The organism is Amycolatopsis aidingensis (assembly GCF_018885265.1).
GTDB lineage: Bacteria > Actinomycetota > Actinomycetes > Mycobacteriales > Pseudonocardiaceae > Amycolatopsis > Amycolatopsis aidingensis.
Genome location: NZ_CP076538.1, coordinates 2,309,528 through 2,322,687 on the forward strand (window position 1 = coordinate 2,309,528; position 13,160 = coordinate 2,322,687).

General features: G+C 70.0%; 12 protein-coding genes. 9 read left to right on the plus strand and 3 right to left on the minus strand.

The features are described 5' to 3' along the window. Positions 1 to 93 precede the first annotated feature (93 nt). The 3 genes from KOI47_RS11005 to KOI47_RS11015 are packed head-to-tail and all read left to right on the plus strand — an operon-like array spanning position 94 to position 2,483. Positions 94 to 1,359 (plus strand): M14 family zinc carboxypeptidase, encoded by a 1,266-nt coding sequence (locus KOI47_RS11005; RefSeq protein ID WP_216215878.1) that lies wholly within the window; start codon positions 94 to 96, stop codon positions 1,357 to 1,359. Positions 1,360 to 1,399: 40 nt separating this feature from the next. Continuing rightward, positions 1,400 to 1,750, plus strand: coding sequence for a hypothetical protein (locus KOI47_RS11010; protein ID WP_216215879.1), 351 nt, complete (start codon positions 1,400 to 1,402; stop codon positions 1,748 to 1,750). A 52-nt stretch (positions 1,751 to 1,802) separates the two neighbouring features. Continuing rightward, on the plus strand, positions 1,803 to 2,483 hold the full coding sequence (locus KOI47_RS11015) for a hypothetical protein (protein ID WP_216215880.1): 681 nt from the start codon (positions 1,803 to 1,805) through the stop codon (positions 2,481 to 2,483). A gap of 63 nt (positions 2,484 to 2,546) precedes the next feature. On the opposite strand, the gene KOI47_RS11020 is transcribed toward KOI47_RS11015, so the two are convergent. Beyond that, entirely contained in the window at positions 2,547 to 3,974 is a 1,428-nt protein-coding gene (locus KOI47_RS11020) for a short-chain fatty acyl-CoA regulator family protein (protein WP_216215881.1), read from the minus strand. Positions 3,975 to 4,189: 215 nt separating this feature from the next. Here KOI47_RS11020 and aceA point away from each other — a divergent pair, with 215 nt between their 5' ends. Both aceA and aceB read left to right on the plus strand, forming a co-directional pair. Beyond that, entirely contained in the window at positions 4,190 to 5,476 is a 1,287-nt protein-coding gene (gene aceA, locus KOI47_RS11025) for an isocitrate lyase (RefSeq protein ID WP_216215882.1), read from the plus strand. Between the two features lie 97 nt (positions 5,477 to 5,573). Further along, a complete protein-coding gene (gene aceB / locus KOI47_RS11030) occupies positions 5,574 to 7,187 on the plus strand; it encodes a malate synthase A (RefSeq protein WP_216215883.1) in 1,614 nt (537 codons plus the stop codon). A 434-nt stretch (positions 7,188 to 7,621) separates the two neighbouring features. Here the strand turns inward: aceB and KOI47_RS11035 are convergent, their stop codons facing one another. Beyond that, the gene (locus KOI47_RS11035) at positions 7,622 to 8,875 is read right to left on the minus strand and encodes a glycosyltransferase family 4 protein (protein ID WP_216215884.1); all 1,254 of its coding nucleotides are present in this window, start codon (positions 8,873 to 8,875) and stop codon (positions 7,622 to 7,624) included. A 13-nt stretch (positions 8,876 to 8,888) separates the two neighbouring features. Continuing rightward, positions 8,889 to 9,467: a TetR/AcrR family transcriptional regulator gene (locus tag KOI47_RS11040; protein WP_216215885.1), complete on the minus strand. Its 579-nt coding sequence runs from the start codon at positions 9,465 to 9,467 to the stop codon at positions 8,889 to 8,891. A 48-nt stretch (positions 9,468 to 9,515) separates the two neighbouring features. On the opposite strand from KOI47_RS11040, the gene KOI47_RS11045 reads away from it, so the two are divergent. The 4 genes from KOI47_RS11045 (at position 9,516) to KOI47_RS11060 (ending at position 13,154) form a co-directional block, all read left to right on the plus strand. Next, a complete protein-coding gene (locus tag KOI47_RS11045; RefSeq protein ID WP_216215886.1) occupies positions 9,516 to 9,971 on the plus strand; it encodes a nuclear transport factor 2 family protein in 456 nt (151 codons plus the stop codon). 61 nt (positions 9,972 to 10,032) lie between these two features. Then, positions 10,033 to 11,781, plus strand: a complete 1,749-nt coding sequence (locus KOI47_RS11050) for a glycoside hydrolase family 2 protein (protein WP_216215887.1) — start codon at positions 10,033 to 10,035, stop codon at positions 11,779 to 11,781. A 102-nt stretch (positions 11,782 to 11,883) separates the two neighbouring features. Then, positions 11,884 to 12,474 (plus strand): RNA polymerase sigma factor, encoded by a 591-nt coding sequence (locus tag KOI47_RS11055; RefSeq protein WP_216215888.1) that lies wholly within the window; start codon positions 11,884 to 11,886, stop codon positions 12,472 to 12,474. Then, positions 12,471 to 13,154, plus strand: coding sequence for a hypothetical protein (locus KOI47_RS11060; RefSeq protein WP_216215889.1), 684 nt, complete (start codon positions 12,471 to 12,473; stop codon positions 13,152 to 13,154). Before KOI47_RS11055 ends, KOI47_RS11060 begins: the two co-directional genes overlap by 4 nt. Positions 13,155 to 13,160: the final 6 nt, after the last annotated feature.

Here is a 13,160-nt window from a genome sequence, read left to right on the forward strand (position 1 = left end):
CGGTACGCAGTGTCCGGCCGGGACGGCGATCCGGAATTACGCCGCGCCGAAAGTCGGTGTCGGCGGGGTTCGGAGGGTTGGTAAAAGAAGTACATGTCGAGACGGCGTCTGCTGACCGCGCTCTGCACCTTCGCACTGGTCGCCACCGCGACCCCCGCCGTCGCAGCCCCTGCCGCCACCGCCGAACCGCGGACCCTCGCCCCGGCCTGTAGCGAGCGGCCCCGTGAGCTGCCGATCTACGAGTTCACCGATCACCGCGAGCTGGGCATCGAGCTGGACCGGATCGAGCGGGTGAGCCAGGGGCGCGTCGAGGTGGCGCAGATCGGCCGCAGCAACCGCGGCCGGGAGATCTGGTCGGCCAGGGTGGGCACCGGACCCAAGGCGGTGCTGCTGACCAGCGAGATCCACGGGAACGAGAAGACCGGCACGGACGCGCTGCTGAAGATGCTGGACTGGGTCGGCACCAGCGACTCGGCGAAGGCGCGGCGGTGGCGGGACCGGCTGACCATCGTGGCGATCCCGAAGATGAACCCGGACGGCGCCGAGCTCGACCGGCGCGGTAACGACCTGACCTGGCAGGAGGTCGTGGCCCGCAACCCGCAGCTGCGGCACAGCGAGCCCGCGTGGAACTACTACACCGGCTCGTTGCAGGGCGATGACTACTCCGGCCGCCCCGGCTTCGACGTCAACCGGGACTACAACCCGGACCTGAACTACGTGCCCAAGGCCGCCGACTTCCCCGGCAGCTCGGCCCAGCCCGGCTGGTACATCACCCCGGAGGCCAGGGCCGTGCGGGACGTGTACCGCGGCCTGGCCGCCGAGTTCGGTGAGGTGGACACCTACGTCGACCTGCATCACCAGGGCGCGTGCTATGTGATGCCGGAGGACCAGGACGAGTTCGTGACCCTGTCCATCTCCGGCAGGTTCGTGGACGATCCGGCGACGACACCCGGGTACGAGAAGTACGCCGGACGCTACGACCTGGACTACTCCAAGCGACTCAACGTGGCCGTGTACAACGCCCTGCTGGGCGCGGCGAACCACCGGCCGGTGTTCGGCAACGTCACCCTCTATCCGCAGAACCTGCACCTGCCCGGTACCGGGCTCGGCTCCTTCGCGCTGAACGGGAGCGGGACGGTGCTGTTCGAGGTCCGCGGTCAGACCCAGACGCTGGGCCAGCGCCAGCGGGGCATGCTGACCAGGGCGGTGAACATCGGGCTGGACGGCATGCTTTCCGCGATCGCCAGTGGCCAGGTGGACCGGCTCGACGCGGCCGACTACGACCGCATCCCGCCCCGTGGCCCCAACATCGGCACCGCCACCCGCACCGCCGACCCCCGCACCCTGCTGGAGCCCTGACCTCAGCTGAGCAGGCTGGATTCGGGTAGCATGCCCGGCCGTGCCGGGACGCGCCGCCTTTCTGCCGCTGGTGGCCGCCCTGATCCTGGTCAGTCACCTACTCGGTCCGCACACGCATGGCCACGCCGCGTATCTGGCCGCCCCCGTCGACCACCACCACTCGGAGACACACGACGGCCGGCCGTCGGACGGGCACAATCCGGCCGGTGATGGTCCCTGCGGCTATCCGTGCGCCCGCGACGGCGGTAGTGATCCAGCCGGTTCGGTCCATGCATGGCCGGAAGCCGTTCCGGTTCCGGAGCCGCCACCCGTTGCCACCCGGCCGGCGCACGCCAACGGGGCGCGGGGACCGCCCGACCTCGTGCGGGAACTCCAGGTGATGCGGGTCTAGCCGGCGCCGCGACGCGCCGTCCGACATCCGCAACAAACCAAGGAGTTCGACCATGCAACGCAAGACTGATACCCGGCTCGCCACGGTCGTCGCGGCCCTTGCCTCGGCAGGAGCCGCATGCATCCACCTCGCGGTGACCCCGGGTCACTGGCAGGAGTGGATGCTGTCCGGGCTCTTCTTCGTCCTCCTCGCGCTGTTCCAGCTCGGCTGGGCGGCGACGATGATGCTCGCCCCGCGCCGGAGCCTGCTCGTCGTCGGTATCGCCGCGAACATCGGCGTGATCGCCCTGTGGGCGGTCACCCGGACCTGGGGTCTGCCCTTCGGGCCGCACGCGGGTGACCCGGAGGCCGTCGGCGTCGCGGGCTCGCTGACGACGGTGCTGGAGATCGTCGTGGTCCTCACCGCGGCGTGGGGCCTGCTTCCGCGCAGGAGGGCCTCGGTGTTCGCGCCGTGGAGCTACCGCCTCGCACTGGGCGGCGCCGCCGTACTCGTGGTCGCGGCCATGGCGCCCGGGGTGGTCGCCGGTCTCGACCACTCGCACGACGGTGCGGGACACGGCGGCACCCACGATCACGACGGTCCCGCCGAGCACCACGGGACCACTGGCCGGCACGAACCTGCCGGGCAGCACGAGACCGGGTCCGCGCCGACGTCCCCGCCGTCCGCCGCCGTCACCACCACACCGCCGGTGACCTCCGAACCGCACGGGCACTCGGACGACCACTCCCACTGAGCCCACTGCTGTGAGTGGCCCGTTCACTGCGGAATTCGCAGTGAACGGGCCACTCGCAGGACTTCAGCCGGGTTTGGGGACGGCGGGGTAGGGGACGAAGGTGCTGGTGTTCTCGTCCACGGTGAGCTGCTTGCCGATGGTGGGGAAGGCCCGTTGCGGGCAGGCCTGCCGCTCGCAGACCTTGCAGCCCATACCGATCGGGGTGGCCGCGGCCTTGTCGTCCAGGTCGAGGCCGGTGGAGTACACCAGCCTGCGGGCATGCCGCAGTTCACAGCCGAGCCCGACGCTGAACATCTTGCCCGGGCTGCCGTAGCCGCCGATGTTGCGGCTCACCGTGCGCGCCACCCAGAAGTAGCTCTTGCCGTCCGGCATGCTGGCCACCTGGGTGAAGATCTTGCCGGGCGCGGTGAACGCCTCGTAGATGTTCCACAGTGGACATGCACCGCCCACCCGGGAGAAGTGGAACCCGGCCGCGGACTGTCGTTTCGACATGTTGCCTGCCCGGTCCACCCGGACGAAGGAGAACGGCACCCCGCGCAGCTTCGGGCGTTGCAGGGTGGACAGCCGGTGGCAGACGGTCTCGAAGCCGACCCCGAAGTGGTCGCACAGCCGCTCGATGTCGTAGCGGAAGTGCTCCGCCGCGGAGTGGAACGGACGATACGGCAGGATCAGCGCGCCTGCGAAGTAGTTGGCCAGCCCCACCCTGGCCAGCGAGCGGGCGGCCGGGCCGGAGAACGCCCAGGAGTCGGCCAGCTCGGTGATCAGGTCGTCATGCTCCAGCAGCGCGATCTGCGAGGCCATCCGGAACGCCTGCTGGCCGATCCGCAGGCTGGGCGCCATCCGCAGGATGCGGGCATGCGGCTCGTAACGGTGCTGCTCACCGGCGGCCTCGTCGATGCCGTCGCTGGTCACCTGCACCCCGTAGGTGTCGTCCAGTTTGGCCCGCAGCTGGGCGCGCACCTCACCCCGGCGCAGTCCCATGGCCGAGGCCATCCGCTCGGCGCGCTCGTCCAGCTCGGCGACGTAGTTCTCCCGCTCGTAGAAGAAGTCCCGCACCTCCTCGTGCGGCAGCGGGGCGGCCGCACTGCCGTGCATTCCGCGTCCGTCCTCGGTGACCAGTGCTGCGGTGTTCTCCACCGCGTTGCGGTACCTGCGATGCAGCTTGACCAGTGCCTCGGCCATGCTCGGCAAGTTGTTCGCCAGCTCGTTGATCTCACTGCTGGAGACCTCCGCGGCGACCGCCTCGTCCAGCAGCGCCTCCCGCACGTCGGCGACCAGCCGGGCGGTGTCGTTGTTGGCGAAGAACTCGGCGTCCACCCCGAAGGCCTCGGTAACGCGCAGCAGCACCGGCACGGTCAGCGGCCGGGCGTTGTGCTCGATCTGGTTGAGGTAGCTGGGGGAGATCTCCAGCAGTCTGGCCAGGTCGGCCTGGCTCATCGACCTGCTCTCGCGGAGGTGACGCAGCCGGGGGCCGGCGAATGTCTTGTCCATCGTGACCGTCCTGTACCGAAGGTTTTCCGGACCGTACCGATCAAGCTCGGTGGTTCGTCCGGACTTGCGAACTCCTCGTTCGCAACCTTCACAACATCATAGGGAAACTTCGCTAAAATTGGCAAATTGGATGGCTGGTGGCGTTTTCGCAGCGCATGTCATCGTGACTTCAGCAGGCGAGAAATCGCAAAGTTCGCAAAGTTGGAGTCAAGGCGATGGTGGAGAAGGCCAAGCAGTGGGAACAGGCGGCAGCGGAGCTCGCCAAGCAGTGGGAGACCGACCCGCGCTGGCAGGGCGTCGAGCGGTCCTACTCTGCGGCCGAGGTGGTCAAGCTGCGCGGCAGCGTCGTCGAGGAGAACACGCTGGCCCGCCGTGGCGCGGAGAAGCTGTGGGACCTGCTGCAGAACGAGGACTACATCCACGCGCTGGGCGCGCTGACCGGTAACCAGGCGGTCCAGCAGGTGCGGGCCGGCCTGAAGGCGATCTACCTTTCCGGCTGGCAGGTGGCCGCGGACGCGAACCTCGCCGGGCAGACCTACCCGGACCAGAGCCTCTACCCGGCCAACTCGGTGCCCGCCGTGGTCCGCCGGATCAACAACGCGCTCGGCCGGGCCGACCAGATCACCTGGGCCGAGGGCGACACCAGCATCGACTGGTACGCGCCGATCGTGGCCGACGCCGAGGCGGGCTTCGGTGGGCCGCTGAATGCCTTCGAGCTGATGAAGGGCATGATCGCGGCCGGTGCGGCCGGGGTGCACTGGGAGGACCAGCTCGCCTCCGAGAAGAAGTGCGGCCACCTCGGTGGCAAGGTCCTCATCCCGACCAAGCAGCACGAGCGCACGCTGAACGCCGCGCGGCTGGCCGCAGACGTCGCCGGGGTGCCCTCGGTGATCATCGCCCGTACCGACGCGCAGGCCGCCACGCTGCTGACCAGCGATGTGGACGAGCGGGACCGCAAGTTCGTCACCGGCGACCGCACCTCGGAGGGCTTCTACCAGGTGCGCAACGGCATCGAGCCGTGCATCGAGCGCGGCCTCGCCTACGCCAAGTACGCCGATCTGCTGTGGATGGAGACCTCCGAGCCGGACCTCGAGGTGGCGCGGAAGTTCGCCGAGGCGATCAAGGACAAGTACCCGAACCAGCTGCTGGCCTACAACTGCTCGCCGTCGTTCAACTGGAAGAAGCACCTTGACGACGCGACGATCGCGAAGTTCCAGCGCGAGCTCGGGCACATGGGCTACAAGTTCCAGTTCATCACCCTGGCCGGCTTCCACGCGCTGAACTACTCGATGTTCGACCTCGCCAAGGGTTACGCCTCCGACGGCATGACAGCCTACGTCGACCTGCAGGAGCGCGAGTTCGCCGCCGAGGAGCGCGGCTACACCGCGACCAAGCACCAGCGCGAGGTCGGCACCGGCTGGTTCGACCAGGTCAGCACGGCGCTCAACCCGGAGAGCTCTACTACCGCGCTCAAGGGCTCCACCGAAGAAGCGCAGTTCTGACCGGCGGCGGCCCGGCGGCGTAGCGCCCGTACTGGACCCGCAACCAGTGCGGGCCCGCCGGGCCGCACCTCAAATTCCACTGTGGAGGGACCCGAAGATGGCTGACCGGCTCAACTACCGCATCGAGGTCGCCGCGCACGCCGGCGATCGGTTCGACGAGATCCTCACCCCGGCGGCGCTGGACTTCGTGGCGCGGTTGGACAACGAGTTCGCCGGCCGCCGCCGGGAACTGCTGGACGCCCGCCGCAGGCGCAGGGAACGGATCGCCTCCGGCGAGGAGACCCTGGACTTCCTGCCCGAGACGCGGGCCATCCGGGAGGACGACAGCTGGCGGGTGGCCGGGGCCGCGCCCGGGCTCGAGGACCGCAGGGTGGAGATCACCGGTCCCACGGACCGCAAGATGACGGTGAACGCGCTGAACTCCGGCGCCAGGGTGTGGCTGGCCGACTTCGAGGACGCCACCTCGCCGACCTGGCAGAACATCATCGACGGTCAGCTGAACCTTTTCGACGCGATCCGCCGCGATATCGACTTCACCACCGAATCCGGTAAGCACTACCGGATCGGGGACAAACCGGCGACGATCGTCGCGCGCCCGCGGGGCTGGCACCTTGTGGACAAGCACATCCGGATCGACGGCCGCCCGATCTCGGCCAGCATCCTGGACTTCGGGCTCTACTTCTTCCACAACGCGCGGCAGTTGCTCGCCCGTGGCAGCGGCCCGTACTTCTACCTGCCGAAGCTGGAGGATCACCGCGAGGCGCGGCTGTGGAACGACGTGTTCCGCCTCGCCCAGCGCGAACTCGGCATCCCGCAGGGCAGTATCCGGGCCACCGTGCTGATCGAGACGGTCACCGCCGCGCTGCAGATGGACGAGATCCTCTACGAGCTGCGCGAGCACGCCGCCGGGCTGAACGCGGGGCGCTGGGACTACATCTTCAGCGTCATCAAGAACTTCAGCGAGCGCGGGGCGGACTTCGTGCTGCCCGACCGCGCTCAGGTCACGATGACCGTGCCGTTCATGCGGGCCTACACCGAGCTGCTGGTCAGCACCTGCCACCGGCGCGGCGCGCACGCCATCGGCGGGATGGCCGCTTTCATCCCGAGCAAGGACCCCGAGGCGAACGCGGAGGCGCTGGCCAAGGTCCGCGAGGACAAGGAACGCGAGGCCGCCGACGGGTTCGACGGCTCGTGGGTGGCGCATCCCGGGCTGGTGCAGACCTGCCTCGAGGTGTTCGACGGTGTGCTCGGCGAGCGCCCCAACCAGGTGGACAAGCTGCGCCAGGACGTCGTGGTCACGGCCGAGGACCTGCTGGACGTGGCCAGCGCAGGCGGCGTGGTGACCGAGCGGGGCCTGCGCGCGAACATCAACGTCGGACTGCGCTACATCGACGCCTGGCTGCGCGGCACCGGGGCCGCGGCGATCTTCGGGCTGATGGAGGACGCGGCCACCGCGGAGATCGCGCGGGCCCAGGTGTGGCAGTGGATCCGCAACGGTACGAAGCTGGAGGACGGCACCGCGGTGACCACCGAGCTCGCCACCCAGCTGCTGGCCGAGGAGCTCGACTCGGTCCGGGCCGATCTCGGCCCGGAGGCCAGGCTGGAGGAAGCCAGGGCGATCTTCGCGGAGACCGCGCTTGGCGAGAAGCTGCCGAACTTCTTCACCACTGCCGCCTACGCCCGCTACCTGGTGCAGCCGGCAGGCGCCTGATTGTCGAACGCCGCCGGACGGGCCAGAATGTATTGGTCCGTCCGGCGCAAACGCGATGACTTTCCCGGCACGAATGATCACATAACGTGGATCACATGGCAGTTATGGCAAGAAGCTATAGCGCCACCGGGCCGAGCCCGGATTACACTTCCCGGTACATCAGCCACTGTTCCGGCAGGAGCAACTTGGTTGATAAGTGCGGATACGTAGTGGAACCCCGGTTGTTTCTTTGGTTACGGGCAAGGATGCTCTCCCTACGACGGATCCTCCCCTGCCCCCGAGGAGTCTGCCCATGAAGTCGCGTTATGTTGCTGGATTGCTCGCTGCCCTGGCGCTGGTGTTCGGCGCCGCCACTCCCGCGGTGGCGTCGGCGGCCCACACCTCGAAGGCTCCCACTGGAGTGGAATGCCTGAGGTGCCCGCTGTAGCCCTCGCTTAGGGCTCGAAGGCGTTGCCGGTGGCGATCTTGGGGCGACCCAGGGTCGCCGGCTCGCCGATTCGGGTTCGCCGGTAGACCGCGGCCGTGGCCGCGGCGATCCGGTGCCAGTCGAAATCGGCGGCCAGGCGGGATTGCGCGGCGTGCGCCCGCCTGCCGGCAGCGCTCGCATCGGCGAGCACGGCATCCACGGCCCCGACGAGGGCGGGGATGTCGCCCGGAGCGAAGGCCAGTCCGGTCTCCCCGTCGATCACCACCTCGCCCAGCCCACCCGCGGTGGACGCCACCAGCGGGGCCTTGGCCGCGGCGGCCTCCAGCGCCACGATCCCGAACGGCTCGTACCTGCTGGGCAGTACGACCGCGTCCGCGGCTGCCAGCACGGCGCGCAGGTCGCGGTCGGAGAGGTGGCCGACGAAGTCCACGGCGCGGCGGATCCGGAGTTTGCGGGACTGCTCCACCAGTTCCTCGAAATGGCGCCCGTTCCCGGCGACCACCAGCCGGGTTCCCTGGTGCGCGCGCCGGATCCGGGGCAGCGCGTCCAGCAGGTCCTGCACGCCCTTCTCCCACTCCAGCCGTCCGAAGTAGAGCAACAGCGGAGCGCCCGCGGGACTGTGCGCCCGCCGCGCCCGGTCGATCTCCTGCTCGGTGACCTGCCAGCTGCGCTCCTCGATCCCGTTGTGGATCACGGTGATGTCCTCGGGCGCGAGCTCGAACAGGTGCGCCACCTCGATGCGCATGGCCTGGGAGCAGGTGATCAGCGCGTCCACCCGGTTGGCCAGCCACCACTCCACCGAGTGCACCTGCTGGTTCAGCGGGTGGGACAGCCAGCCGGAGTGCCTGCCCGCCTCGGTCGCGTGGATGGTCCCCACCAGCGGGACCCTGCCCGCCTCGGCGAGCGCGATCGCGGGATGGGTCACCAGCCAGTCGTGCGCGTGCACGACCTCGGGGCGCCAGTGCCGGAACAACTCGGTGCCCGCGCGGATCATCGCGTGGCCCATCGCGAGCGTCCAGGCGACCAGGTCGCGCTCGAAGGTGACATGCATCGGATCCTCGGCGACCCGGATGATGCGCACGCCCTCCACCACCCGGTCGGTCGTCGGATGCGTCTCGGCGTCCGTGCCCGCGACATGCCTGCACAGGACCACTACCTCGTGCCCGTCCTTGACAAGATGCCGTGCCAGCGCGTGGACATGCCGGGCGAGCCCCCCGACCACGACGGGCGGGTACTCCCAGGAGAGCATCAAGACGCGCATGAGTGGAGGTTACTCACCAGTCGGCTGAGGTCCTTCCTGGCGGTTGGTCAACGACACCTGCCGCCGCCTGGGCGAGCAACGCTCGCGCGGCTGCCTTGCTGGTCAGCGCGATGGCCGGATCGCCATTGATGGCCGCCGTCACGGTAGCCCCTTCCAGCAGGGTGAACAACTGGTCGGCAAGGGCGTCCGGGGCGGCGAGCGTGCGCAGGTAGGAGCGCACCGCCGTCTTGTGCGCGCGTGCCGCCGCGGTCACCCCGGGGGCGTTCGGGCCCAGCTCACCGAAGCAGTTGATGAAGGCGCAGCCGCGGAAGCCGGGCTCACTGAACCAGGCGTGCAGCCAGTCGAACACCGCAAGCGGATCGTTGCCCCTTGCCGCCACGTACCCGGTGAGCGAGGCGCGCCAGCGCTCGTCTCGCCGCCGCAGGTAGGCCTCGACCAGTGCCTCCTTGGCGGGGAAGCACTGGTAGAGGCGCTTGAGCGACACTCCGGACTCGGCCCGGATCGCGTCCATCCCTACGGCCTGCACCCCTCGTTCGTAGAACAGTTTTCCGGCCGCGTCGAGCAGCCGATCGGTGGCCTCGGCGTGGTCCACGGCACCTCCCACTGGTGTGGAGAACGATCGTTCTCTACGCTGACCGTCATGATACGTCCCCCGTTTCCCCCGTTCGAGGCCGACACCGCCGCGCAGAAGGTGCAGGCTGCCGAGGACGCCTGGAACACCCGTGACCCGGAGCGGGTCGCGCTGGCCTACACCGAGGACTCGGTGTGGCGAAACCGCGACCGCCATCTCGTCGGCCGCGCCCGGATCGTGGAGTTCCTCCGCGAGAAGTGGGCGCGTGAGCTGGACTACGCCCTGCGCAAGGAGCTGTGGGGGTTCCGAGGCAACCGGATCGGCGTGCGGTTCCAGTACGAATGCCGCGACCGCGAGGGTCAGTGGTGGCGCAGCTATGGCAACGAGCTGTGGGAGTTCAGCGAGGAGGGGCTGATGCGGCGCCGGGAGGCGAGCATCAATGACGTCCCGATCACCGAGGCACAGCGCCGGATCTTCGGCCCGCGTCCGGAGAGTGAGCACGGGGTCCTGCTGCCGGTGTACTAGGGCGTGACCTTCGTCACCGTCGCGGCGTGCCGGCGGGCGCTGCCGGGGTAGGAAGGGTGTGGTGACGTCCTCCGTGAGCGATCCGGGATGGCAGCCTCCGCGGCCCCCGCTCGACACCCCGTGGACCGGCCAGGTCGGCCCGGACAACGCCCTGCCGGAGTATCCCCGGCCGCGGCTGGTCCGGCGGCGCTGGCTGAACCTCAACGGCGTCTGGGAGTACACCACCCCCGGCCGGTACGGCGAGCGGATCCTGGTGCCATACCCGCCGGAGTCTGCGCTGTCCGGGATCGGGCGGCACGACGACCGGATGTGGTACCGGCGCACCTTCGAGCTGCCCGATGGCTGGGAAGGCGACCGGGTGCTGCTGCACTTCGGCGCGGTCGACCAGGTGGCGAGGGTCTGGGTGAACAACCAGCTCGTCGCCACCCACGAGGGCGGGTACACCGCGTTCACCGCGGACATCAGCGGCGCGCTGCGAACCGAGGGGGAGCAGGAGCTGGTGGTACGCGCCGAGGACACCGGCGACCGCGGCACCTTCCCGGTCGGCAAGCAGGCGAACGACCCCGGCGGAATCCTGTACACCCAGGCCTCCGGCATCTGGCAGACGGTCTGGCTGGAGCCGGTGGGGCCCGCGTACGTCGAGCGGCTGGACGTCGCCGGTGAGCGCACCGGGTTCGCGGTCACCCCGCGGGTCAGTGGTGCGCAGGGGCACCGGGCCGAGGTGGTGGTGACCGAGCCGGGCGGGGCGGAGGTCGCCCGTGCCACCGGGCCCGCCGGGGACCGGCTGTGGCTGCCGGTGCCCGAGCCCCGGTCGTGGAGCCCGGCGGACCCGTACCTGTACGACCTGACCGTGCGCCTGCTGGCCGCCGACGGCCGGGCGGCGGACGAGGCGTCGAGCTACGCCGGCCTGCGCACCATCGAGTTGGTCCCGGACGGGCAGGGCAGGCCGCGGATCGCGCTGAACGGCCGGATCACCTTCCTGCACGGCCCGCTGGACCAGGGCTACTGGCCGGACGGGATCTACACCGCGCCCACCGACGAGGCGTTGCGCTTCGACCTGGAGCAGACCAGGCAGGCAGGCTTCAACTGTGTGCGCAAGCACGTCAAGGTCGAGCCCGAGCGCTGGTACTACTGGGCCGACCGGCTCGGCCTGCTGGTCTGGCAGGACATGCCCAACCTGCCGGTACTGCTGGACAACCCACCCGGACCGCAGGCCCCGCCGGTCCGGCAGGCGCGGCTGCGGTTCGAGGCAGAGCTGGCCGCGCTGATCGGGCAGCTGCGCGGGGTGACCTCGATCATCGGCTGGGTTCCGTTCAACGAGGGCTGGGGCGAGTACGACACCGCGCGGATCGCCGCCGAGGTCAAGGCCGCCGATCCGGACCGGCTGGTGGTCGCCGACAGCGGGGTCAACTGCTGCCACTCGCATCCGGACAGCGGCGCGGGCGACGTCTACGACGACCACACCTACGTCGGCCCGGGGCGGCCGGAGATCCGGGACCGGCGTGCCCTGGCCGCGGGGGAGTACGGCGGCCTGGGACTGGTGCTCGATGGGCACTCGTGGCCGGGGCAGCCGCAGGCATACGAGATGGCCACCGATGCCGAGCGGCTCACCGGGCGCTATGCCGAGATGAGCCGGGACCTGGCCGCGGTGGTCCGGGACAACGGGCTGTCGTTGGCGATCTACACCCAGACCACGGATGTGGAGAACGAGGTCAACGGCCTGCTCAGCTACGACCGGCGCGTGGTCAAGCCGGATCTCACCGTGGTCGCCGAGCACAACCGGGCCGTGATCGACATCGGCTCGGACTGACGGCGGCACCTGCCACCGGTAACGCGACCGGGCGTGCGGACCAAGAGTGCACGAAAGCACAACCACGACGCACGCAGGAGCAACGGTGAGACAGGTGAGCGGATGACCCGAGCATCGGAGGAACAGGATGTAGCGAGGATCGGGCGCGACCCGGCGGCGTTCGAAGCCTTCTACCGCGAGCACGTGGACCTGATCCAGCGGTTCATCGCACGCCGGGTCGGTGACCCGATGCGCGCCGCCGACCTGGCCGCGGACGTGTTCCTCGCGGCCATCGAATCGGCACACACCTACCGCGCCGCCCGTGGCGGGCCGACGGGCTGGCTGTTCGGCGTGGCGCGCAACGTGCTCGCGGCCGAGCGGCGGCGGCATGCCCGCGGGCTACGGGCCGAGAGCAGGGTCGCCGGGCGAGCGCTCGTCGACCGCGACGACATCGCCCTGATCGAGGAACGGATCGACGCCGAAAGCCAGTCCCGGCGGCTGTACCAGGCCATGGACGAGCTGGCCGAGGGCGAGCGCGCCGTGCTCGAACTGGTTGCCCTGGACGGACTCGCCGTCACCGACGCCGCGAAGGCGCTGGGAATCCGGCCGACCGCGGCCAGGGTGCGGCTGCACCGGGCGCGCAGACAACTCCAGCACCACCTCAGGCCAGACGCGACCGATGGGGTCGCCGCACCCGTGGAGGTATTGCCATGAACACCAGCCACCAGCCGCGCGGACGGTTCGAGGACCGGCTGCTGGTCTCCCTGAAGCAGGTCGTCAGCGAACGCGCCGCCGAACTCCCCGCAACCCCCGAAACCACTGAAACCGCCGGTGCCACCTCGGCCCGGCGCAGGCCACGGCTGGCGATCGCGGCCGGCGTTGCCGCCTGCGGTGCCGCGGGAGCGGTCGCGCTTCCCATGGCGCTCGGTGGCAGCAGTGCGGCGTTCGCGGTGGAACCGCAGCAGGACGGCACCGTGCGCGTGGAGATCAGCGATTTGCGCGACGCCGGGGAACTCGAGGCCGCGCTGGGCGAGCACGGCATCAACGCGGTGATCGACTACCTGCCGGAAGGCAAGATGTGCAAGCAACCGCGGTTCCCCGGCACCGGTCCCGACATGGGCGGGCCGATGGCGCTGCGGGTGGAGGGGAACTCGGCGGTCTTCACGCTGCGGCCCGCGGACTTCCGCGGCGACCGGGCACTGGTGCTCAGCACCATGGGCAGCCGGGACGTGACCGGGATCCAGCTCGCCACGGCCACCACGCCGGTGCCGCCCTGCGAGCCGGTGGACATGGACGAGGCGCTGCCACCGGTTCCTCCCGCCGGGGACGGTGTCTCGAACGACGCCGATGTCTCGAGCGGCGGTGAGCGGGGGCTGGACACCAGGACCGGCTGACCCTGC